The sequence below is a fragment of the Paenibacillus sp. FSL R7-0302 genome, assembly GCF_038006885.1.
Lineage (GTDB): Bacteria > Bacillota > Bacilli > Paenibacillales > Paenibacillaceae > Paenibacillus_AQ.
The window spans coordinates 3,571,209-3,594,956 of the sequence record NZ_JBBOWB010000001.1; the positions used below are offsets into that span (position 1 = coordinate 3,571,209).

Sequence of the window (23,748 nt, forward strand, 5' to 3'; positions counted from 1 at the left end):
CTGAAATTACTGTAACACAAGCCTGAGCACAGAAGCTATTTTTGCGTTACCTCTCCGGCAAAATACTCCTCAAGCGCTCTATGCTCCCGGTGATTCGCCAGATTGAACGATGTCCAGCTCTGCTTAGGCTGAGCCCGTTCAGACAGTCTGCTGCGCAGCGCCTCGTCCAGAATGCCCTTCTCCTGCTTGCTGAATTCGATCAGCTCTGGAACCACATCTGCGGAGAGACCGGCCAGATAACCGGCATCCAGCGTCCCGCTTACTTCGTAACGGTGGATATTCTGCTTCGCAATGATATGATCCATCCCTATATAGTTCATCAGCACGTAAGAGAGCAGACCGAGCACGATGTAGCTTTTTAGAAGCGGGAAGGGTTCCCGGCTAATCCGCACGGCCGCCAGCACCAGCAGCAAACCGAGGAAGATCATGAAGGCATGCACCAGGAACCGGATGTAGGTGTAACCGTACGCCTCTTCATACAGAGTCAGCCGCGAGTATGCAGAATACAGCATGACCATGGAGCATAACACCAGAATATACAGCAGGAGCTGAATTACCCGCTTCAGGATACCACCCGCTTTGCGCACTGCCAGCAAGGACAGCAGCAAGATCGCGAAGTTAATGGAGGTGACCAGAACCAGCTCCAGAAAACCGCTCCGCGCATAGTCCGCATACGTACTGTTCTCCGGCAGAATACCATCCCAGGCTCCGAACAGATACGAGAACTGGACACTCACAAACAGCATGTATACCGCATTGATTGCAGTCAGCACGGTGGTGATTATGACCGGGTCATCAAGACCGATACTCTCCTCCCCTGCTTCAGCCGCTTCCAGCTTCTGTCCCATCGCATCAAACTCACTGACCAGAGGAGTGCGGATATAGGATTTACTCTGTACGAACCCCCAGACGAAGCCGAACATGCCCAGCCCGAGCAGCAGAACCCACAGGCCCCGGAAGATCCAGTCCCCGAGTGAAATATTGTCAAAAATCCCCGGGAGTGCTTCCAGCAGCTGACTGAACACTCCGTCCGCCGTAGAGAGCAGCGAGATCACAATCAGCAGCAGCGGTACGGAAATCAGCAGACCGATCAGCACCCGCATCAATACCTGCTTGCGTTCATTCGGTATCCCGCCTTTGCCCCGGCGCAGCAGCCTCAATGCTGTGGCCCAGTTGCGCAGACTTTGCGGGAACAGATGCTCAAGCGCCGCGCCGATCAGCGCAAGTCCGCTCCAGGCGGGCTTACGGTAACTAAGCATATACGTCATATGTAATAGAATGAGCACCGGAATAACAACGAAATTAAGGGCAAAGAAAAACCAGTTGCCGAACAGCATATAGGTCAGGGACAGCAGAAAAATGGAAGCCATCCAAACATAGCTGAACCCGTTCTGCTTGCGCAGCCGCTCCTTGGCGAAATAGAGCATAAAAGCATAAAATAAGACCACAAAAATCGGGTAAGAGATCCCCGGCATTTTGCCGTAGAACAGGTACTGATGCACAATCGCAAGCAGAAATGCGGCCAATAAGGCTACACGCCCAAGCCCCGGTTTGGATACCGTTTGTTCGTCCATGGTAAATCCCCCCATCTTCTTACTATCATATCCTGATTTTAGCTGATAAAATAAGAAGAAAAAGAGAAATATAATATTATTAATTTCCTATTTTATAGATTAGACAGGAGGAGAATTCCCCACATGAAGCTGCACAGTCAGTTCCTGAAGCTGCATTCGCAGCATGGAGGTCCGGCCGAGATCTCCGTCACCCTGGACGAGCTGGCCTTGACCCTTGGCTGCACCCACCGCAATGCACTGCATGTGATCCGCAAAATGGCCGATCTCGGCTGGATCACCTGGACCCCCAGCCGGGGGCGGGGGCGGCGCTCCAAGCTGGTGTTCCTCGCAGCGGCCGAGGACATTGCCCTGGAATCCATGAAGCAGGCGATAAGCAGCAAGGATATCAGCAGTGCGCTGGAGGGCATCCGCGGACATGCCCGCACCTCATCGCTGCAGGACACACTGCAAGGCTGGCTGCTGGCTTACTTCGGGCATCATGCCGAGGTGCACAGCGACAAGCGGATCGATACGCTGCGGCTGCCGGTCACCCAGCAGCTCCATACCTTCGATCCGCTCTATATGAATCTGCTGGCGGAGTCATTCGTCTCCAGCCATGTTTTTGACGGGCTGGTCGGCCGCAGCGGTGAACGCGGCAAGGTGATCCCCGGCCTGGCCCATGCCTGGGAGACAGACGGGAGCCGGACCGCCTGGACTTTTCATCTGCGCAAGGAGGTCTTGTTCCATCACGGTAAGGTATTGACCGCCGAGGATGTCGTCTACTCGTTCGAACGGATGATGTCTACCTCGCAGCGCATGCTGTACAGCTATATTGTCAAGGAGATTCAGGAGGTCCAGGCCTTGAATGCCTCTACCGTCCGCATACTGCTGAAGAAGCCGAATGAGCTCTTCCTTCCCTTCCTCTGCACCAGCCGGGCGGCGATTGTGCCCCGCGATCTGGAGTCTATTGGAGAGAATCTGTTTGGACGCAGGCCGGCGGGCACCGGACCGTTCAAGGTCGTAGAGATGAATGAGGATACCTGTGTGCTGGAGGTGTTCCCTTATTACTTCCAGGGGCGGGCCCATCTGGACCGTGTGGAGATCATCTATGTCCCGTGGAGCCTTGACCGGGAGCCCTCAGAGACCGGCTCTGCCTTCCATGTCATCCCGAATCCGTCAGCGTCGGGCGCAGACTCTCTAAGCAGAATCCACTCTGAGTCCTATGTCCGCAAATTCGTAACCTGCAACACGAAGAAAAAGGGACCGCTAAGCGATCCCCTTCTCCGTGCCGAACTGCTGTCCTGTCTGCATGAAGCTCCGAGAGTGCCCTTCCGGCATTTCGCAGCGCCTCCGGCTGAAGTCTTGCAGATTGCCACGATCCCGCAGTACGCCGGGGATGCCGAATACATCGCCGCAAGACTAACGCAGCATGGATATTCCTGCAAGGTGTTATCCGTGTCGCCGGAGGAATTCAAAGGTCCGATCCGCCTGAAGTCTGACCTGATCGTCTTCTCGCTGCTCCGCGACCAGGACGAGCAGCTCCGGCTGTACGACCTGTATCTGACCCTCTCGCAGCATATCGAACCACGCACCCGTGCGGGCATTGAGGGCAGACTGCGCCAGATCTCGCGGGAGCCTGACGCCGCCGTTCGGGCGGAAGGCTTCCGGGTGATCGAAGATACTCTAACCCGTGACCACCAGCTGCATATTCTCTACGAACGGCCTGCCGAGACCGCCTATCTGCCCTCCGTGCGCGGGGTGACCTTCAACAGCCAGGGCTGGGTCGATCTGCGCCATCTGTGGTTTCCGCCGGAGCTGTAGATACGAAGTCGGAGGCCGGGAGGCTACACCGCCAGACTATTTTAGGACCCGCAGCCTCCTTTATTCTGTACCGGGTAAGTACGTAGCCAGACCTCTGCCCACCAGATTAGGCGAGACTGGCTTCCGGCCGAGTTCCCTTGACCAGATGGAGAGCTGGCCGATGTGATGAATCTCATGCGCGGCAACATGGCGCATCACTTCGCCCCATCTATGCTGGATAACCTGCCCATCCGGCTTATCCTCCCTTAGAATCCTCCGTTCCAATCCCTCATTCCAAGCCACTACGAAGGACTCCACCTCAGGCCTGAAGCGTGCGTCCACCTCTCTGATTTTCTGCAAAGTATTGTACTCCGTGAAGTCTAATCGGATATCCGGCTTCCCTTCCATATCCCGGACCCAGCTTAATTCCACATCCACTATATGCACCAGCGTCTGCAGGATTCCGCCCACTCCGCCGATGCGTGTCTTCACCAGTTCTTCTTCCGGCAGCTCCCCGCACCATTGATACCATTCCTCGCGGACCTGCCAGTTATAACGAAATAAGGTTTGCATGGTTGTCCTCCTTAGATTTGAACTCAAAGCTTGACCGTCGCTGCGGTGAACATTTGGACTGCTGGCCGCTGTTGCTGATTAAACCGCTGCTATATAAAATGTACTTAAGATCTGAACTCCAAGCTTGGTCGTCGCTGCGGTGAACATTTGGCCCTCCGGCCGCTGTTGTGTTTGAATTTCTTCATTTTAACCGCTATTAGCGGTGGTAATCCAAACACAAAGGCGGACGCTATCGCTCCTCCAGTTCCAAATTTCCCCTCCGCTTCTTTTTGCTTTTTGTTAAATGCTATAGTGCTTCTTATAAAGCGGAAAATCCCGTGACATAGCGGGTGCTATCGCCCCCAGAGTTCAAAATTTTCTCTCAGATTCTTTTGCTTTTTGTTAAATTCTTTAGTGCTTCTATATACCTTACCCTTTCTTGCGCCGAATGCTATAGAATCTCATCGCTGTGGGAACGCCCTTGATCTCCAGTACCCCGCTGTAGATCAACTCCCTCACCCTATGCTCGAAATAAGTATCACCGACATATTGCTCACAGTATCCGATCGCCTCTCCAACTAGCCGTGCTGATTTCAGGAACCCGTCTTCTCCTGGCGGGGGTGTCAGTGAATCCAGCTTCTCCAGCAGATAACCGTCATAATAATCGGCAGGCACCTCCAGCAGGGCGTCCTCTTGCCAGATTCGCAGGACGCCGGACTGCCCGGAAATCGTCAGCCAATCCTGAGACACCCGCGTGATATCGCCAGCACTCAACCTGCTGCCCTCATCAATTCGCAGAAGCGCTTCCCGGAGCTTGTCTGACGGAATCTCACCGGAATGACAGTAGTTAATGAAAGCATCCGGCCTGTTGAACAGCTCCTCACAGATGGCGCAGGCATCAATCATTATGAGCTCATTCTGCCGGTTCCCCAGCAGATGAGCGGTTAGACGCAGCGCAGTCTGCTCGCAAGCATTGCCGCTGGTCCAGATCACAACCTTGGCCTGTTCGGGAATCTGCTCCAGATTGTCCAGCAGCTCCGTATACTCTTCTTCACAATCATATGAGACATTATAGTTTTCCGTTATATTTTGGCGGAACCAGTCGCTGCGCAGTTTCCTCCCTACTGGCGTATCCAACTGCTCCAGCGGACCTATAGCATAATTCTCCCGCAGGATAATCAGCTTATGCGTATCCGTCCAGCCCACTCCTTTCATTGCCTGCTTCATGCTGCCCCCGAAGGAGTCGCCGCAGAGGAGGTGAACATTAGTATCCCTCAACCTGATTCACCTCTGTTTCCAAATCGAAATTGAAATTAATTTCCGGAACGGTCGAGCAGGCGCCCTTTTACAAGTAAATAAGCTGGAGTACTCGGTGTTTCGGTTTTAACGGTAACCTCAATCGTTCCATCCTTACGCACAGCCGGTCTTTCCCGTTCCTGCGGCGGCAATTGAATCAGTTCATCATAAAGTATATACGCGGCAACATCCGCCGCCCCTTCAGGTACATCCTTACCTGTTATATTCTTCGCCTTCACCGTGAAGCTGCCTTTTGCAGGGTCAAAGGTGTAAGAAACTGGCCGGAACGCATCGTTGCTAATGATCTTCCCCGGTGGGGAAGTGAAGGGTCCGTTCTCATTGTCCTCTAAAGAAAGCTTGATGATATCCGTCTGCATCAGGGTTTCACCCGTCAGAGTGTATAGTTGATTCGCCTGATCCCATTTGCTCACAATGCCCAGACGTCCGGCCAGCACACTGACCGGGATGAACATTGAATTCTGCTCCATCACCGGAACCGTATCCATCGACCCGGCAACCCCGTTAACCGACACAGATTTGGAACCAATGGTGAACTTAACCGTTACACTATCCTTTTCGATGGCAGCCGTTCTAGCCTTGGCATCATAGCTAACCTTCGCCCCCATCAGCTCGCTAATGGAGCGAAGCGGGATCATCGTCCGGTAGTTGGAATCCACATATGGCGCCTTTGGTGCTGTATAGAGCACATAATAATCGTTGATTTTCAGAAGCGCAGGGTATTTCTTAGCCGCCGCCTCTACCTTCCCCGGATTCACACCCGTCAACATGGCGAAGCTCAATCCCGCAGCCAGTAAGGCTGTCCACACTTTTTTACCTGTCTTCATCCCAAAAATCCTCTCTTTCCCTCAATTTCATATATTTTTATCATCTTTCTTATTACTCCAAATCCCCTCATCAGTTGCGCCTCTCTAGTAAAATTTAACAACCCTCCCAGGGAAGCAGTGTACTTTTCGTGACATGCTCTTTCTCAGCTTGAACATGTAGAAGGCGTTTGAATACTTTCTTGATATATTTATAATTAAAATGAAGTTATTGCAAAGGAGATTAGTGTTATGAGCTATGATATACATATTACAAGAGCAAGTCATTGGACAGAGAGCACGGAGTTCCCCATTTCACTTGACGAGTTAAAGGCTATATTTTCGGCTAAAAATGATTTTGAGTATTCGAATACATTCACAATATCTGGTCCATTTCAAATATCAATAAGTGGTGATTTTTTTATATGGAAGGTTGATGATGTAACGGTTCCTTTTCATTATTCTAATGGTAGACTTACAGTTTCCGGAGCCGATGAAGGCAATGTGATTGATAAGATAAGGGAGATTGCAATTGAACTTAATGCCAAAGTACAAGGGGATGAAGGAGAATTATACTAAGGATATTAATTTATTCATGAAGTGGAGCATCGGAAATGGTGTCGAACTGGAGGAGAATGCACGGTGGAAGCAAAACCCATGAATCTGATCCAAAAGGAACTTTTAAGACTCGAAGAGAAGTTACTCACACCGGAGGTCCGAACATCAGTTACAAAACTCTCTAACTTGCTGGCAGAGGATTTCTTCGAAATTGGAAGCTCGGGGCAGGTTTGGCGTATAAAAGATGGGATAGACGTGATTGGCATAGGTGTTGTCAGAATGCAACTAAGTGATTTTGAAGTTCATCCATTATCTAAAAATATCATTTTAACAACTTATAAAATATTCAATGAAGACAAAAAGCAGCATTCTTTGCGCAGTTCCATATGGAAATATGAACATTCGAAATGGAAAATGGTGTTTCATCAAGGAACACCAACCGCATAAGTCCAAACGATCCCTGGAGCCTCGACTATTCCCAAAGTAAACCTGACAATATGCTGCATGGATAATCAGGCTACGGTAACTACCGGATGATATGCTATCTTACGAAAGGAGGGATTGCCGTGGAGTGGCTGGAGCGAATGAATCGGGCGATCGGTTATATTGAAGATAACCTGGAACAAGATATTGATTACGATCAAATCGCTAAAATTGCCTTATGTTCGGTTTACCAGTTTCAACGCATGTTCTCATTTGTACTTGATGTCCCGTTATCCGAATATATCAGGCGCAGAAGACTGACGCTTGCTGCATTCGATTTGAAGAACAGGCAGAACACTGTGATGAACATAGCCTTGAAGTACAGATATGAATCACCGGAAGCCTTCTCCCGGGCATTTCACAATCTGCATGGAATGACGCCTACATTAGCGCGCAATGCCGGAAGTGAGTTAAGAGCCTATCCGCGCATCTCCTTTCAAATCATCTTAAAGGGAGTGACCGGAATGAATTACCGGATGGAGAAACGGGATGCTTTTCAAGTGTATGGACTGGAGGATATCTACCAGTACGACACTATTGCGAATGAAGCGGGCGTAACGATCCCGGAGGTTTGGCAAAATATCTGCAAGAATGGTGAGTTCGAACGTTTAGCCCAATCGGTAAGCGGGGCTTGGAGAGACGAAGGCAATTTCAGCAAGGAACTTGGAGCAGTCTTTGCATTCGATGCTTACACCTTCACAAGCAACTCGACCTTCCCTTATCTAATCGGGTGCTACAGAGCGCCAGGCAGCCAGGTGAACGGATACACTGTTGTTGATGTTCCCGCATCTACATGGGCCGTATTCTCAACACTCCATGATGGGAACGGCAGCGGAAAGTATGACTTGCGGTCTTTGAAGAATCGAATCTTCTCAGAATGGCTGCCAACCTCAACTTATACGATTCTAGATGGCGGCAATTTCGAGATGTATGGTACAAGCGCAGATGGCACTGAATATTGCGAGCTATGGTATAGAGTCGGGGAATAGTATGGAAAAGCGTGGTGTCCGGAATGTCCGCTCACCGCGCTTTTGGTCAGAACTTAATGTTGAACACTCATCTCTGATTTAGAATTCATTCTATATAAAATGAGCGTAGCGATTATAGCAATCGCAACTCCAACAGCACCAATCCATGTAATCGATGCAAGCGAGACTGCTTCAATAGCTACCCCGCCTATACCAGCACCCGCTGCCATAGCAAGCTGCATCATCGACTGATTAAGACCAAGCATAACACCTGACGCTTCGGGTTCAATTGTCGTTAAATGATATTGCTGCGTCGGACCAGAGGACCATGCAGAGAAGGACCACAACAATAGCACAACCATCACACCAATGAGTGTATTCGTTACTAAAGACAATAGGATCAGCATTACAATATGGAGTATCAATCCGCTGAATAAGGTTCGGTTAACCCCCCACCGGTCCGTGCTGAAGCCACCGATTTTGGAGCCTATCATGCTGGCTATACCAAATATAAGCAGAGCTCCGCTGAGATATTTATCACTTATGCCCGATACTCCAAGCAAATACGGTGAAAGATACGTATATGCTACCGAATATCCGCCAAGCCAGAAGAAGGTAATCGCGAGTCCCAATGCGACCTTAGGCTTTTGTAGCAAACGTAATTGTTGCCGTAATGGGATAGGTTCATCTCCCTTAACACGCGGGATGGCGAAAGAAAGTATAATCATTGCGATAATCCCTAAAAGGGCAATACCCCCGAACACAGATTTCCAGCCAAGCGTATCCGCTGCAATGCGCCCTAGAGGTACGCCAATAATTAAGGATGCTGTAAAGCCCATTACGACTGTTGCAATCGCGCTTGCTTGTTTACCCTCTGGGGCAATTTTCGCTGCAATGTTTAAGGCGGTAACAACCACTACCCCTGCGCCTATGGCCATAATGATGCGGGCAATTACAAACAATCCATACCCGGGCAAAAGAACAGCGAGAATGTTAGATACCACAAACAAACTTAGACCCGTCATGATTAATTTCCGTCTGTCTATACCTGCGGTTACAGCCATAAGAATTGGTGTGAATATAGCGTAGACTAGCGAAAAAATCGTAATTAATTGCCCGGCGGCAGCAACTGAAACACCAAGAGAAAGGGATACCTTATCTAAAATACCAGACAGAATATACTCGGACGTCCCGACCAAAAAGCTAACAATGGCTAAAATATACACCTTCCAGCTCAGCGACATAAAATGATACAGCTCCTTTGATTTTGTTTATTGTACATACAATTCACGAATTATCGATATGATAATCTAAAATGACATATCGCGAATTGTCGATACATAATGCCAAGATAACGCCGAATTCCTGGTAAAGAACTCAGTGTTATCTCTCTTACATATCTGTCATCGTATACTGTGCTAACTGACGTATGGCTTCCTCGTCTCTCTGATAATACGTAAATTTGCCTATACGTTTTGTGGTGATCAGCCCTGCCCGCTGCAACATCGTAAGATATTGAGAAGCCGTGGACTGAGTCATGTTCAGCTTGTCGGTTATTTGACTTACACAAACCCCGATCTCTTCCATATCTACTCCTTCATGGGGTTTGAAATGAACGTATGGCTCTTTGAGCCATTGTAAGATCTGTAACCTGGATTCATTCGACAGAGCCTTAAATACATCAATGGGATTCATAATTTTTATTATATCGATGATTTGCGATATGTCAATACGGGAGACATATTGGTTTTCCTTTAGGGATTTTAAGCCCCCCTTGCTTTTGCTTTTCTCTTTGCCTTTATCTTTCCCCCTGCCCTCCCCCCACAGCAAGTGAACTTGAGCTTCTCTCCTATTTGGGAGGAGTGGCGGAGGGGATGTTTGGAACTGTAGGAGCGAATGCGTCCGCCTTTGTCTCCGGATTTCAACCGCTGGAAGCGGCTTGAATCAAGAAATCTGGAGACAACAGCGGCCGAAAGTCCAAACAATCCCCGGAGCCACGACTACTCCCAAACTCAAAATAGCTCCTGTTCACCTTACTTCACCGACCCAATCATCCCCGCCACAAAATGCTTCTGCATCACGAAGAATACCAGCGCAGTAGGGATCGTGCCGATTACGATCGCTATCATAATCATGCCATAGTCCGGGGCGTAGCCTGAGCCGAGGGTCGATATGAGCAGCGGCATGGTCTTGGTCTGCGGCGTCTGCAATACGATCAGCGGCCAGAGATAGTTGTTCCAGCTCGACATGAACGTAATGATCGCTCCGGCAGCGTAAGTCGTCTTCATGGTTGGCAGGTAGATGCGCAGGAAGATGCCCAGCTCGCTGAGCCCATCCATCCGGCCGGCCTCCAGCAGCTCCTTCGGGAACATTTTGGTGCTCTGCCGGAAAAAGAAGATCAGGAACGCAGTGGTCACGGTAGGCAGAATGACCGAGGTCATCGTATCGATACCCATCCACGGAAAGACGTTCGAGATCTGGCCGAACATCCGGTAGAGCGGAATCATCAGCGCGGCGAACGGAATCATCATCGACAGCAGCAGAATGTTGAAGACTATGTCCTTCGAGCGGCTGCGGAACACCTCGAAGCCGTAGCCGGCCAGCGAGGCAATCAGCAGCGCCAGCAGCGTGGTGGTTATGGAGATTTTCGCTGAATTCATCAGGGATACCTGCAGGTCCGTGGTGTCCAGCAGCTTGCGCAGATTCTCCAGCAGATGGGTGCCTGGCAGCAGACGCCCGCGGGTGACATCCACCGACTGGTTCGTCGAGCTGACGACCATCCACAGGAATGGAAAGATTGAGACAATGGCCGCGATGCTCAGGAACAGATACATGAAGAACCGTTTACTTTTAGCCATTCTTATCACCTGCCACTTTGAACTGGATGACCGACAGCAGCGCGATCATAATGACAATCGAATACGATACGGTGGCTGCATAGCCGAAGTCTGCTGCATATTTGAACGACAAATTGTAGATGTACTGGGAGATCGTCTGGGTCGCGTTGCCCGGACCGCCCTTTGTAATATTCATGACCTCGTCGAACAATTGCAGCGTCCCGATGGTTGAAGTAATCGAGGTGAACAGGATGATCGGCTTCAGCAGCGGGACCGTAATTCCGAAGAACTGGCGGGTAGACGATGCTCCGTCAATCCGGGCGGCCTCGTAGATGGAGTGATCGATATTTTGCAGGGCCGACAGGTAAAAAATCATATTGTAACCCGTCCAGCGCCAAGTGATCGCTATGATAATGGTGATTTTGGCCCAGAACGGATCGGTGATCCATTCAATCGGGGCACTGACCAGATGGAGCTTCAGCAGCATCGTATTCACCAGGCCATTGCCGGAGAACAAATACTTGAATACCACAGAATACGCAACCAGTGAAGTGACACAGGGCAGGAAGATCGCCGTCCGGAAAAACCCCTTGAATCTCAGCTTGCTGTCATTCAGCAGCACCGAGATAAACAGCGCAAGGATGATCATCAGCGGCACTTGAACCAGCAGATAGATGAAGGTGTTCTTAACCGATACTATGAATGTCTTGTCAGACAGAAGCCGTGAATAGTTATCGAAGCCGGTGAAGGTAAGATTGCTGCCCGTTCCCGTCTGGAACGACAGAATAAGTGCCTGAAGCATCGGATAGAAATAGAAGACGAAGATCAGAATGACCGCAAGCAGGACGAAGGACCATCCGGTCAACACGCTTTTGGTGCGGAATCTTAGTTTGGAATTGGTTTGATGCACAGCTGCCCAGTCCTTTCCTGAATATTATAAAATAAACCCCGGACGCCGCCCGCCTCCTGAACTCCCGGAAGCTGCTGGCCACGCCCAAGGTCACTATATAAGAGCTAACTATTTAATCTGTGACTCGGCCTGGGCCTGGGCATCGCTCAGCACGCTGTCAATATCCTTGCCGTTCAGATAATTCTGCATCTCTACAATCAGGATGTCTTCAATCGCATACGTGTTGATTCCGTAATTGACGCTTGGGATCTGCTCCGTCCAGGCGGCGAAATCCGATACAATCTTCTGGCCGCTGAAGAATTCATTGGCCTGGCTGTATGCTTCTCCGCCCGCAGCCGCTTTGAAGGTCCCGATGACACCGATATCCGTCAGCAGCTTCTGGTACATTTCCACATTCGAGCCGAAGGTCTTCGCCATGAAGTCCGCTGCCGTCTCCTTACCATCCACATTCATAACATACCAGGAGCTTCCGCCCAGGTTCGAGGCATGAACGGATTTGTTCACCGTCAGCTTCGGAAGCGGTGCAATGCCCCACTTGCCGGATTGTGACGCTTCAGCCGTAATCGAAGGGGTGATCCAGTTGCCTGTCGGCACGGAGGCTACATCACCGCTGTTCAAGGCGGCTACGAACTGGCTCCAGTCTGCATGCACCTTGGCTACGTTCGATTCGGTCAGCTCCTTATAGGTTTCAAAAGCTTCCTTAAGCGGTGCATTTCCCGCGATATTCGGCGTCTTGCCATCTTCCTTCAGGTACCACTCGCCTGCGGATTGAATCATCACCCGGATCAGGCCGAGGTCGTTCGGGTCCAGGGTAATCAGCGCTTTGCCGGTCTTCTCTTTCACCGCTTTGCCGATTTCAATATATTGCTTCCAGTCGATATCCTGCAGATCGGCCAGCTTGTAGCCTGCCTGCTCCAGATAGTCGGTTCTAAGATAGAGGCCGGTCACGCCGGAGTCAAAAGGAATCCCATACTGCTTGCCGTCCAGGCTGGTCGGTCCGCTTTTGTAATCCGCGAAGTCGGTGCCCTTGATCGAGCTGCTCAGATCGTAGAAGGAATCCTTATACGATTGCAGGAAGCTCTGGGAACGGTAATCCTCAATCAGCACGATGTTCGGCAGGCCCTTGGTGGTTCCGGAATTCAGCCCCGTGTTCAGCTTCTGGATAATATCCGCTTGTGCATATTCCACAATGTTAATTTTCACGTCAGGATTCGTCTTGGCATATTCTGCTTTGGCCACTTCCAGCGCGGCGATGTTGAATGCAGGGTCCCAAGCCCAAATCGTAATTTCCTTCGCCTGTGCAGGCTCTGTAGCTGTTGTATTCTCTGTCTTTCCCGTGTCCGCAGCAGTGTTGCCGGAATTCTTGGACCCGGAGTTCGAGCTGCAGGCCGTAAGCAGCAGCAGGCAAATCAGGACTAACGCAAAGCCTTTTTTCATTGGTAAGCCTCCCCTTTGATGCGCTTTTCGGTATATCGCTTGAATGTAAGCGCTTATTTATTACATAAGTAATCTTATCACCCGCTCCGGGCGACCCGTTAGAACTTACTTTATGGGGATTGGTCATTTTATCGCCTGATTGTAAGCGTTACCTTGTTTGGTATTTGTTCTTTTTTTGGAAAATGGTAATAATCTCACTTCTTCATCAGCGGCAGGCGGATTCGGATGGCAGTCCCCTCCCCCGGCGCACTCTTTATGGTGACTCCATATTCTTCGCCGTACATCAGCACCAGCCGGTCATGCACATTGCGGATACCGATTCCGGTGAACAGCTGGCGCTTTTCCGCAAGGCCGGACATAGGCAGATCAGCCGCTCCGGTATCCATTCCGTCCCCGTTGTCCACCACCTCGCAGAGCAGAGAACCGGCATCCTGAGAGATGAGGATATGGATATATCCGCCGCTTTTGCGCGTAAACGCATGGAAGAAGGCATTCTCAATGAACGGCTGAATAATCAGCTTCGGCAGATGACAGTCCATACAATCCGGGGAGACGAAGAAATTCACCCGGATCTGTTCGCCGTACCGCACATGATTGATGAACACATAAGACTTCAGATTCTCCAGCTCCTGCGTCACCGTAATGGTCTCACTGACATTGCTTAGCGCATTCTGCAGCATCGAGATCAGGGCATGAATTGTATGCACCGCCTTCTCCTGACTGCCCTGCTGCACCAGAAATTTCACCGAGGCCAGCGTATTATACAGAAAATGCGGGTTAATCTGATGCTGCAACGCCGCAAGCTCGGCATTCCGCTGCTCCTGCTGCGTCTCCACCAGCTTCTCGACATATTCATTCAGCTCGTCCAGCATATAGTTATAGGCATGCCCCAGCTCCTGAAATTCAAAGCTCCCCGTAACCGTAATGTAATTGTGGAAGTTACGCTCGGTGATCTTGGACATCTGCCGGGTAAGCAGCGTGAGCGACCGGGTCAGCCTTCTGAAGATCAGGAACACCACGATCAGGGCCACAGCCACGATAACTGAGCAGAACAGCACGACCATTTTACCGTTGACCATCTGGCCGAGGGCCGTCTGCTTATCGATCAGGTTCACAATATAGAAGTCATAAGACGGCAGGTAATCCGCAATCAGAATCGAATCGGTGCCCTGGAAATCGGTGTTCTGGTAAGCAAGCTGCTGCTCGTCAATCTCCTTCGCCCCCTGCAACAGATCCCCCGCCTGCTGGCCCATCAGATCACTGCGGTTGCTGGACACAATCACCCCCTGCTTATTCAGGATCACCACATCGTTCCCGGTACTGACAAAGCTTCCGTAGAAGGAGCGGAAATCCTTTTCATGAATGGTGAAAAAAAGCGTCCCGTAAATATCGCCGGTTGTCCGGTCCATCAGCGCTTTGCTGCCTACAATCACCGCTTCCTTCTGCGCCGAATCCGGCATCGTCTCCTCATAGAACTGGTACATCAGCCGTTTCGGCTCGGCCAGCGTATTCCGTGTCAGCTCGTGCTCCTGCAGCTCCCGGTCACTCATCAGCAGATTGTTCGTGTTGGTGGAGTAGCTGCGGCCGTTTTTGCCCATGATTTTGACCCCGACCTGATAGGCATCGAGTGTGGACTGAATCTTCTTCATCTGTGTGGTCATGTTGTAATAGGTCCGCAGCATCCGCACGGAATCCGAGTCCTCCTCAGACAGGAAGGAACGGATCGTGCCGCTTAGCTGGGTATTGTTGGTGGCCGTAACGATCGAGTAATGAAAAGCTTCAAAGCTCGCCTTAATCTGGCTGATCACCTTGGAATTCGTAATGCTGAACGTATTCATGAACAGCTTCTCCGACATGCGGACGGTCGTCCAGGAGGAAGCGATGGCTACGGCGATGATGCTGATCAGCATCACGATGAAGATTTTGATGAATAGGCTGTGAAATTTGAACCGCTCCCAGTATCTGCGCATACGCTCTACTCCTGCCCGTAATGCTGACGCCGGTAGCCGCTCGGGGACAAGCCGTAATACTTCTTGAACACTTTGCAAAAATAGCTGTGATCCCCGTATCCGACCATACTGCTAATCTCCGCTATGGGTGCCTCCCCGGCCCGCAGCAGCTCTGCCGCCTTGCCCGTACGGACTGTGTTAAGATGCTCCTTGAAGCCCTCGTGATTGTAGGTCGTGAACAGGCTCGACAGATACGATGGGTTGAAATGAAAATGACGGGCCAGCTCCGTAAGGGTTAACTGCTCAGCATAATGCTCCTCTATGTACTGAAGCAGCTTCGCCATATTGGCATTGCCGCCCGGTGCAGGCGATGCTGATGAAGTCAGCTCCATGATCCGGCTCAGGAATTCATCCAGGATTTGCATGGCCTGCTCGGCCGTGCCCGCTTCATCGATAGCCCGGAACAGGCCGTATTTCCCCTCCTCCAGCTCCTGCAGATGGCTGAACTGATTCGTAATATTGAAGATGATATTGCCGAGGAAGGACTTGAACTGATACACATCACCGTCATCCTGGCGGCTGAGCGCACCCAGATGCTGATGCAGGTCACCAAATGCTTGCGCCAACTGCTGCCGCTTCAGCTGTTCTGTGAACTGCGTCAGATTGAACTTGGGCAGCGGGGCCTCCTGATCTGGACGTTCCAGCTGGTTGAGCAGGATCTGCTCCGGCCGGAAAAACCGGCACTGCTGTAGTCGCTCATTACTCTCCTGCTGGATGGCCGCCAGCTCGCTGAGCGAGCTGAATCTCCGGCTGAGCGTCAGCCGTATTTCCGTTTCTTGCCCAGCCAGCGTATCGGCTAACTGGTGTACAGCCTCCAGCAGCTGCGGCCAATGGGCTTCCTCCAGATTAATCAGCATGAATGTAGTGCCCGAAGGCTCTGCGCCTGGAAGGACGCACTGCTTAAGTCGCGGAACTCTCCGGTCCAGTTCTCCGGTAATTGCGGTGGTGACGGTGACAGATGCCGTCTCATATGCAGTGCGGGCGCTGCTGCTTATGGCCGCATGATTGCCGCTAAGGCTAAGGGCGCTATTGTTCATGGCAGCGTTACCGGAGCTACGGTTAAGGGCTTCGCCGCCCGGTACCGGCTGTAGCGTCTCCCAGCCCAGCAGCGCGAAGCCCTTATACGGCAGCTGCCGCTTCACCTCCGCTTCGCTCTCCGGCGGCAGCCGGTAACCGGATAGCATCCGGCCGAGCAGGGTATCCAGCGGCTGCCGGGTTTCTGCTTCCTCCATGGATGCTGCGGCGGCACTCAGTTCCGGGATGCGTTCCCGGGTCTTTTTTAACACCTGCAATAAGGCTCCGGCTTCCAGCTTCGGCTTCAGAATATAGTCCGCCACCCCATGCTGGAACGTCGAGCGCACATAATGGAACTCGCTGAAGCTGCTTAACACAATCACCTCGGTAGCCGGATAATCGCGCTTCACCAGCCGGGTTAACTCCTCGCCATCCATCACCGGCATGACAATATCCGTAATGATGATATGCGGCTGCAAGGTCTGCAGCAAATTCAATGCTTCCCGTCCGTTGGCCGCTTCACCCACGATCTGAAATCCTTCCTGTTCCCAGTCCAGCACATATTTAATCCCTTGCCGGACCAGGATTTCATCGTCCACAATCAGCACCTTACATATTGGATTCATGATTCTCCCCCGCCTTCTCTAGTCTTGACCTCTGGCCCTAGCCACTATGAACGGATTATAAAGCGCTCTCAATGGGATGGTCAAACTAAAAATAAGAGCAGGGAGACATTCCCTGCTCTTGGTTGTGCAATTTTAGTAAAAAGTATGTTGTCCAGTGTATACGAAGGAGCATCCCAATCTCCGTTATTCTTAGATCCCCCGCCAGGTAATTGCATTATGTACAGTAGAATCGAAAAAAAAGCGCTCCAAAACGCATTCTAATGTATTTGCTGCAATAGAATTTCTTAAAAGGGTCCATTTCAGGCAAATATCCGAAAATCTAATGTATGAAGTACAATCGGTGGCGAAAAAGCTAGGGTTTTCCACCTTTTTGATTGTACATAATACAATCATCGAAGATGATGGCCCTCAATTTGGCTTCCATAACAATGCCATTCGTACGGACACTGCTATTTCAGGCTAAATATGCCGGGGCAATTTTCAGTTTCTGCAAACTTTTATGTCCTCTATGCCACCCTAATGCGAGCTGAGATGCTTGCGGTATCCCTCAACCTTCTCCTCCCTATACCCCATCGCCTCATAGAAAATATGCGCTTCCTTCCGCTTCTCCCCGGACACGAAAATGATATAGTAACAGTCCCGTTCATGCGCAATAGCTTCGATGGCAGTCATCAGCTTTTTGCCAAGCCCCTGCCGCCGTGCGAGTGAAGACACGACCACATTCTCAATCACCATGAACGGGCGGCAATCGCCCACCAGGTCCTGGCAGACGATCCCCATCAATGAGCCTAACAATTCCCCGTCTACAAAAGCACCCAGCAGCACATATCGATCATCCTCCCGGATAGTCCGAAAAGCATTCTCCAGCTTCACCGGGTCCGCCCGTCCGCCCATTAATTCATCGTAGAGTGTGTTCAATGCTTCCAGTGATGCGAGTTCGATTTGTTCGATGGTTACCATGGCTTGTTATGCCCCCTACTTCTCATTCTTGAGCTCAAACTCCTCAATCTTCCCGTCCCACTCGACAGTGACTTTAATGACGGAGTCCTCTTTCTCTATAGTGCCAGTTCCAGAACCGCCCATTTTTAGCATTCCTGCATGAACTGGGGCCTCGATATTTTGGCTACCGCCGCTTCCTTTGCCTTTGTAAGTATATTTCATCTGTTTAATCTTTTCGAGATCAGACTGCTCACCCTTGTATTTCAAATCGAAGGTATATTGTTTGGAGTTTTCACTCGTTACTTTATCCCGTTTGGTAATCAGCTTCTGGCTGGCCTCCTGTTTATAGACGCCCGACCAGGTGTCTCCTTCGCCTTTGAAGGTATAGTTGAAATAGGTCGTTTCCGTATTGCAGGACGTCAGCAGCAGTAGCAGAATTGCCGGAAGCAGCAGCGCACGCAGTATCTTCCTCATGGTCAGCCCCCTTTTCCCATAGATTGAATTAGCGTGAACGGGACATGTATTGCAGTACTGCCTCCACCCGCTCCTCCACCGTAAGATCCTCTTCCAGCCGCAGCAGATCACCGCTTAGTCCGGCCATCCACTCCTCATGCAGCATGCGGCTGCGGACCTCCATTCCGCCCGTATCGTACTGCGCTGCCCAGTCTATGAAGCTCTCAACATCCTCATATTTATCTCCGCCCGGCAGACCCTCATCTCCGTAACGTTCATACTCCCGCGCCCGCAGCCGTTCCAGACGAAGCTCCTCTGGAATCCACAGGAAAATCACCAGGTCAAAGATGTCGCGCAGCGGATCACCCCAGCCGCAGAGCGCACCGGACAGAATCCACGGCTCATGCCGCTTGAGGTCCATCTCCAGTCTGCTCAGACGTGCGGCAACATCGCTCTTAATGCTGTATTTCTGTTCCCAATAGTAGTCGTCACTATCCAGATGTACATGCGGAAGCCTCGCCGCCAGCGCCTTGCCCAAGGTTGTCGTTCCCGCCCCGGAAGCTCCCATAATATGAATTTTGCGGTACATAGGCCCTCCTGTATGAAAGAATCATTGTATCCATTTGTATATTTTACCATGCCACCCCTTATATATAAAGCAAATGGACCACGCAAACAAAGCCGCAGCCCCAGGCTGCAGCTTGTTCACCTTGCCGTTATCCAGAGCTGTTCCGGTTAATGATTACCGTTCAGCTCACATCCGGCGGGATGCGCCGGGCGATGCCGGTCGCGATAGCTGCCTTGATAACAGCCAGACGCACCTGCTCCACAACCTTCTCGTTGAAAATGCTCGGAATAATATACTGCTCATTCCGCTCATCCGGGTGGACCACCGCTGCAATGGCCTGCGCCGCTGCCAGCTTCATCTCCAGATTCACCGTCTTGGCCCGGCAGTCCAGCGCCCCGCGGAAAATTCCCGGAAAACACAGCACGTTGTTAATCTGGTTAGGGTAATCGCTTCTGCCGGTTGCCAGCACCCGGACGTAAGGCTCCGCCAGATCCGGTTCAATCTCCGGGGTCGGATTAGCCATAGCGAACACGATGCTGTCCTGAGCCATGCTCTGCAGATGGCTAACCTGCAGAATCCCTCCTCTGGATACACCGATGAAGACATCTGCTCCGCGCACCGCCTCATCCAGTCCTCCACTCAGATTCTCGGGGTTCGTGGCTTCGGCCAGCCAGCTCCATTCGGGATTGGTGTAGGCTTCGCTGCGGTTCAGAATCCCTTCCTTGTCTACGGCGTAGAGGTGTTTCGCGCCAGCCGCCAGTAGCAGACGGCAGATCGACACGCCTGCCGCACCGATGCCGACGACTACAATTCTGGAGTCTGCAATCGACTTCTCCACCACCTGGAGCGCGTTCAGCAATCCGGCCAGCGCAACTACTGCCGTCCCATGCTGGTCATCATGGAAGACTGGAATATCCAGCTCCGCCGACAGCCGCCGTTCAATCTCGAAGCAGCGCGGAGAGCTGATGTCCTCCAGATTAATCCCTCCGAAGCCGGGAGCAACCGCTTTCACGATTTTAATGATTTCTTCCGGGTCCTTCGTGTCCAGACACAGCGGGAACCCGTCAATATCCGCCAGCTGCTTGAACAGCATGGCCTTGCCCTCCATCACCGGCATCGCCGCCTCCGGTCCGATATCGCCAAGACCCAGCACAGCGGTACCGTCGGTGACCACGGCTACCGTATTTCTTTTCATCGTCAGGGAATACGCCTTGGACGGATCTTCGGCAATCGCGGTACAGACACGGGCTACACCAGGGGTATATACCAGCGACAGATCCTCCCGGTTCTTGATCGGCATCTTCGGGGTGACCTCGATTTTGCCGCCGAGATGGGCCAGGAAGGTGCGGTCGGAGACATTGATGACTTTGATTCCAGGCATATTCTTCAGCACGCTTATAATCTCTTCATTCGCCGCATCCTGCACATTCACGGTCAGGTCACGGGTCGTCACATCCTTGCCGCCACGGATTACGTCAATCGCTACAATATCGCCGCCGGCCGCTGCCAGTCTGGACGCCACATCGCCAAAAGAAGCTTCTGCCTTACGGATTTCAAGCCGGATAATCATCGTTGTTGCAATGGACATAGAGTATGCCTCCCTCATCAGACGGATGAATTCTATCTCAATATACTACAGTTCACTTGTTGTTCACAATTAAATCCGGGTTAACCGGGAATTTCCCAGTCCTCTGCCAGCTTTAGCAGCTCTGCTTCCGCAGCTTCTTCATCTTGCCCCAATACTTTCGCTTCTATATAGTAGGTTAGCGTATTATCGCTGTCACTCTGGCCCGGACGCTGATAACACAGCCAATAATAAGTAACCTCAGGAGCAGGATAGACCGCACTTCCCCCCTGTACGAACTTGATCAGCTCCCCTTCACCTGCCGGAGTCGGCACCGGCTTCCTCCATAGCAATTCTGTATGATTAGGGATGCTGATATAATTACCCGGACGGCTCTGATCGCCAAGCGACAGCTCCAGCTGATCTTGAGTCACAGACTCCAACCCTTGCAAATACCGCGCAGGCTCGTCCTCACTTAGACGCAGCCGGTGTACCGCCGGGGCGGAATCAGATGCTGCGAACCCGTATAGCGCTCCCCCGCCCAGAACGAGGCAGATTGCTGTGGCAAGCACGGTTTTACGTATTTTCACTCTCATATGAACGCTCCTTTGTAAGCATTTAGTGCAGGATATCATTGTGTTTCCTCAATTGACAGGGCACAATAGTAATGGCGCGAAGCCTATGAATTCTTATCTTTGAACCAAACAAATATAACACGAATTAGGAGAGAGAAGCTATGACGAACCCTTTTCAAGCATTGGTAGTGGACAAGACAGAACCATTCTCCGTAGAGGTCAGACCGGTATCACTGGAGGAACTGCCCGCCGGTGAAGTGTTAATTAAGGTAGCTTATTCCAGTGTAAACTATAAAGACGGTCTGGCAAGCATCCCGAATGGAAATATTGTGCGAAATTATCCGTTCATTCCGGGCATTGACCTGTCAGGGACGGTAGTCACATCGAAGGACAGCCGCTTCCGCGAAGGCCAGTCGGTCATTGCCACCAGCTATGGAATCGGCGTCTCCCACTTCGGCGGCTTCAGCGAATACGCCCGTATCCCTGCGGACTGGGTTGTTGAACTCCCGGAGGGCTTGACGCTGCGGGAAGCAATGATCTACGGCACGGCCGGATTCACGGCGGCACTGTCTGTACAGGCACTGGAAGCACAAGGCATGACCCCTGATCAGGGAAAAGTGCTCGTCACCGGGGCCACCGGCGGTGTCGGAGGTGCGGCAACCGCCATTCTGGCGAAGCTCGGCTATCAGGTCACTGCCAGTACCGGCAGAACGGATGAAGCCGGATATTTGCAGGCACTGGGTGCTGCTGAGGTGATCTCCCGCGAAGAGATCGCGGGCAGTGCAGTGAAGCCGCTGGACAAGCAGCTCTGGCAGGCCGCAGTAGATTCAGTCGGGGGTGCGCCGCTTGCTGCAGTCCTGAGCAAAATCGCTTACGGCGGCGCAGTTGCCGCAAGCGGCTTAACCGCAGGCACGGCTGTCCCGACTACCGTCCTGCCGTTTATACTGCGCGGAGTCAGTCTGCTCGGCATCGATTCCGTAGCTTGCCCTATGGAGAAACGGGCCACGCTCTGGCAGCGCATGGCAGGCGACATGAAGCCTGCGGTGCTGGATACACTGGTGGACCGTGAGATTTCTCTGACTGAGCTGCCTGCGGCGCTTCAGGATATTCTCCAGTCGGGCACCCGGGGCCGGGTGCTTGTCCGCTTATCCTAATCTCACTTGATGCGAAGATTAGCCGTACTGGTGGCAGCCGTTCTGAATCTGGAACGGGCTGCCGCCTTTTTTTTGCATATACGTCCCCGGGCATAATTAGGTCTTGACCTTGAAGTATACTTCAACCTTTATACTCTAATTGTTCCAGATGAATAGAGTTGGAGGTAGTGCAGATGAGAATTTTTGAGATGATAGTCATTGTTGCTGTTCTGGCTGTTACAGCAGGAGTGATGTGGACAAAGAAGAGCCGGAGGCTGGATATCCTTATGCTGCTGGCTGTAATGATAGCCCTGGTACTGCATGGAACGCTGGAGAATTACCGTATCCAGATGGCTCCGGCTTACGCCGCAGCGCTCGGACTGCTGACCATACTCGGATTCAGACTTGTGAAGCGTCAACGGTTGGACCAGCGTAAGCGGTATGCGAAGTTATGGAAGAGTCTGCTGCTTATACTCGTCCTCCTTCTATCAGGAGTATCCGTCTATGCTTCCAGGCTGCTGCCGATGTTCACCTTGCCAGAACCCACAGGGTCCTATGCCATCGGTACAATAGCGCGGGAGCTGACCGACGAGAAGCGCGAAGAGACATTGACTCCGCAAGCAGGCGACAAGCGTAAGCTGATGGTCAATGTATGGTATCCAGCCGATCCTGACCAGACTGAGGGTAAGCCTAAGGAACACTATCCTTCCGCACTGGGTGAAGCCATTAGTCTCGTCTTCGGATTGCCGAAGCAGCTGTTCAGCCATGTGACCGATATTCCGACTCATGTTACAGACGGAGTGAAGCTATCGGCACAAGAATCCAGCTACCCGGTCCTGCTGTTCTCGCCGGGAATCCGCTCGACCCGATTCCAGAGTATGTCGATTATCGAAGAATTGGTCAGCCACGGCTATATTGTCGTTGGGATCGATCATCCTTATACCTCAGCCAAGGTCACTTACCCGGACGGCGCTTCGGTCTACTATGTGCCTGATCCGAAGTTCAATACTTCCGCAGAGCTCTACAACTACAATGTGAGCGGAATTACCATCCGTACAGCGGACGCCAGCTTTGTGTTGGACACCCTGACGGCTTGGAATACCCAAGACCCGAATGGATTGTTCCAGGGCAGGCTGGATCTCAGCCGTGCGGGGATCTTCGGCCATTCCTATGGCGGGGCGACAACCGCCGAAGCTTTAGCCCAGGACAAACGGTTCAAGGCCGGTGTCAGTCTGGAGGGCGGGTTCTGGGGCAAGGTTGCCCATGAAGGGCTGACGCAGCCTTTTATGTACGTGATGTCCGGAACGACTGCGCAGCATCTTGCACATCCTGAAGCGAGCACAGAGCCCCTTATCTATGAAGAGTTCACACCGGATCTGAAGTCGGTTATGAGCCGCAGCACCAGGGATACCTATTATCTGACAGTGGATCATTTCATTCACCAGAGTTTTACGGATATAGCCTTGCTGTCCCCCTCCTTATTCGCCAACGGCCTTGATCCGGTGCATACTGTAGATATAAGCAGAACCTATACCCGGTCATTCTTCGATCAGTATCTGCTGGATGAGCCGCAGGCGCTGCTGAATGGCCCTTCGCCTCTATACCCGGAAGTGAGCTTTGACCCGGCCTACACGTACAAGAGACCATAGGCG

The 23,748-nt window shown here is 51.7% G+C and carries 22 protein-coding genes; 6 read left to right on the forward strand and 16 right to left on the reverse strand.

Annotated elements, in window-relative coordinates; all coding sequences use genetic code 11:
• Nucleotides 1–35: 35 nt before the first annotated feature.
• Nucleotides 36–1,574, reverse strand: a complete 1,539-nt coding sequence (locus MKY96_RS15690; protein WP_340941511.1) for a DUF4153 domain-containing protein — start codon at nucleotides 1,572–1,574, stop codon at nucleotides 36–38.
• A 123-nt stretch (nucleotides 1,575–1,697) separates the two neighbouring features.
• Here MKY96_RS15690 and MKY96_RS15695 point away from each other — a divergent pair, with 123 nt between their 5' ends.
• A complete protein-coding gene (locus tag MKY96_RS15695) occupies nucleotides 1,698–3,374 on the forward strand; it encodes an ABC transporter substrate-binding protein (RefSeq protein ID WP_340941512.1) in 1,677 nt (558 codons plus the stop codon).
• Nucleotides 3,375–3,434: 60 nt separating this feature from the next.
• Here MKY96_RS15695 and MKY96_RS15700 read toward each other — a convergent pair whose 3' ends face one another.
• From MKY96_RS15700 to MKY96_RS15710, 3 genes are all read right to left on the reverse strand, one after another.
• Nucleotides 3,435–3,926 (reverse strand): DinB family protein, encoded by a 492-nt coding sequence (locus tag MKY96_RS15700; RefSeq protein WP_340941513.1) that lies wholly within the window; start codon nucleotides 3,924–3,926, stop codon nucleotides 3,435–3,437.
• 408 nt (nucleotides 3,927–4,334) lie between these two features.
• Nucleotides 4,335–5,183 carry a DUF1835 domain-containing protein gene (locus tag MKY96_RS15705; protein WP_340941514.1) on the reverse strand — a complete coding sequence of 283 codons (849 nt, stop codon included), beginning with the start codon at nucleotides 5,181–5,183 and terminating at the stop codon, nucleotides 4,335–4,337.
• A gap of 35 nt (nucleotides 5,184–5,218) precedes the next feature.
• Complete coding sequence (locus tag MKY96_RS15710; RefSeq protein WP_340754224.1) at nucleotides 5,219–6,046, reverse strand: copper amine oxidase N-terminal domain-containing protein; 828 nt, start codon at nucleotides 6,044–6,046, stop codon at nucleotides 5,219–5,221.
• Between the two features lie 228 nt (nucleotides 6,047–6,274).
• Between MKY96_RS15710 and MKY96_RS15715 the strand changes: the two genes are divergently transcribed.
• From MKY96_RS15715 to MKY96_RS15725, 3 genes are all read left to right on the forward strand, one after another.
• Nucleotides 6,275–6,601, forward strand: coding sequence for a hypothetical protein (locus MKY96_RS15715; protein ID WP_340941515.1), 327 nt, complete (start codon nucleotides 6,275–6,277; stop codon nucleotides 6,599–6,601).
• Nucleotides 6,602–6,679: 78 nt separating this feature from the next.
• Entirely contained in the window at nucleotides 6,680–7,027 is a 348-nt protein-coding gene (locus MKY96_RS15720; RefSeq protein ID WP_340944581.1) for a nuclear transport factor 2 family protein, read from the forward strand.
• Between the two features lie 119 nt (nucleotides 7,028–7,146).
• Nucleotides 7,147–8,052 carry an AraC family transcriptional regulator gene (locus MKY96_RS15725; RefSeq protein WP_340941517.1) on the forward strand — a complete coding sequence of 302 codons (906 nt, stop codon included), beginning with the start codon at nucleotides 7,147–7,149 and terminating at the stop codon, nucleotides 8,050–8,052.
• 53 nt (nucleotides 8,053–8,105) lie between these two features.
• Here the strand turns inward: MKY96_RS15725 and MKY96_RS15730 are convergent, their stop codons facing one another.
• From MKY96_RS15730 to MKY96_RS15785, 12 genes are all read right to left on the reverse strand, one after another.
• On the reverse strand, nucleotides 8,106–9,275 hold the full coding sequence (locus MKY96_RS15730) for an MFS transporter (RefSeq protein WP_340941518.1): 1,170 nt from the start codon (nucleotides 9,273–9,275) through the stop codon (nucleotides 8,106–8,108).
• A 148-nt stretch (nucleotides 9,276–9,423) separates the two neighbouring features.
• Nucleotides 9,424–9,726, reverse strand: coding sequence for an ArsR/SmtB family transcription factor (locus MKY96_RS15735; RefSeq protein ID WP_340754230.1), 303 nt, complete (start codon nucleotides 9,724–9,726; stop codon nucleotides 9,424–9,426).
• 338 nt (nucleotides 9,727–10,064) lie between these two features.
• The gene (locus MKY96_RS15740) at nucleotides 10,065–10,889 is read right to left on the reverse strand and encodes a carbohydrate ABC transporter permease (RefSeq protein ID WP_340941519.1); all 825 of its coding nucleotides are present in this window, start codon (nucleotides 10,887–10,889) and stop codon (nucleotides 10,065–10,067) included.
• Entirely contained in the window at nucleotides 10,882–11,778 is an 897-nt protein-coding gene (locus tag MKY96_RS15745; protein ID WP_340941520.1) for a carbohydrate ABC transporter permease, read from the reverse strand. Before MKY96_RS15745 ends, MKY96_RS15740 begins: the two co-directional genes overlap by 8 nt.
• A 108-nt stretch (nucleotides 11,779–11,886) precedes the next feature.
• Nucleotides 11,887–13,215 carry an ABC transporter substrate-binding protein gene (locus MKY96_RS15750; protein WP_340941521.1) on the reverse strand — a complete coding sequence of 443 codons (1,329 nt, stop codon included), beginning with the start codon at nucleotides 13,213–13,215 and terminating at the stop codon, nucleotides 11,887–11,889.
• Nucleotides 13,216–13,409: 194 nt separating this feature from the next.
• Nucleotides 13,410–15,185 carry a sensor histidine kinase gene (locus MKY96_RS15755; RefSeq protein ID WP_340941522.1) on the reverse strand — a complete coding sequence of 592 codons (1,776 nt, stop codon included), beginning with the start codon at nucleotides 15,183–15,185 and terminating at the stop codon, nucleotides 13,410–13,412.
• Nucleotides 15,186–15,190: 5 nt separating this feature from the next.
• Entirely contained in the window at nucleotides 15,191–16,864 is a 1,674-nt protein-coding gene (locus MKY96_RS15760; protein WP_340941523.1) for a response regulator transcription factor, read from the reverse strand.
• A gap of 516 nt (nucleotides 16,865–17,380) precedes the next feature.
• Nucleotides 17,381–17,824, reverse strand: a complete 444-nt coding sequence (locus tag MKY96_RS15765) for a GNAT family N-acetyltransferase (protein ID WP_340941525.1) — start codon at nucleotides 17,822–17,824, stop codon at nucleotides 17,381–17,383.
• A gap of 15 nt (nucleotides 17,825–17,839) precedes the next feature.
• Nucleotides 17,840–18,277: a hypothetical protein gene (locus MKY96_RS15770; protein ID WP_340941527.1), complete on the reverse strand. Its 438-nt coding sequence runs from the start codon at nucleotides 18,275–18,277 to the stop codon at nucleotides 17,840–17,842.
• Between the two features lie 28 nt (nucleotides 18,278–18,305).
• Complete coding sequence (locus tag MKY96_RS15775) at nucleotides 18,306–18,845, reverse strand: AAA family ATPase (protein ID WP_340941529.1); 540 nt, start codon at nucleotides 18,843–18,845, stop codon at nucleotides 18,306–18,308.
• A 160-nt stretch (nucleotides 18,846–19,005) separates the two neighbouring features.
• On the reverse strand, nucleotides 19,006–20,412 hold the full coding sequence (locus tag MKY96_RS15780) for an NAD-dependent malic enzyme (RefSeq protein ID WP_340941530.1): 1,407 nt from the start codon (nucleotides 20,410–20,412) through the stop codon (nucleotides 19,006–19,008).
• A gap of 80 nt (nucleotides 20,413–20,492) precedes the next feature.
• A complete protein-coding gene (locus MKY96_RS15785) occupies nucleotides 20,493–20,984 on the reverse strand; it encodes a hypothetical protein (RefSeq protein ID WP_340941531.1) in 492 nt (163 codons plus the stop codon).
• 140 nt (nucleotides 20,985–21,124) lie between these two features.
• Here MKY96_RS15785 and MKY96_RS15790 point away from each other — a divergent pair, with 140 nt between their 5' ends.
• Nucleotides 21,125–22,117 (forward strand): acrylyl-CoA reductase family protein, encoded by a 993-nt coding sequence (locus MKY96_RS15790; RefSeq protein WP_340941533.1) that lies wholly within the window; start codon nucleotides 21,125–21,127, stop codon nucleotides 22,115–22,117.
• Nucleotides 22,118–22,290: 173 nt separating this feature from the next.
• Nucleotides 22,291–23,745 carry an alpha/beta hydrolase family protein gene (locus MKY96_RS15795; RefSeq protein WP_340941535.1) on the forward strand — a complete coding sequence of 485 codons (1,455 nt, stop codon included), beginning with the start codon at nucleotides 22,291–22,293 and terminating at the stop codon, nucleotides 23,743–23,745.
• The last annotated feature ends 3 nt before the right edge of the window (nucleotides 23,746–23,748 follow it).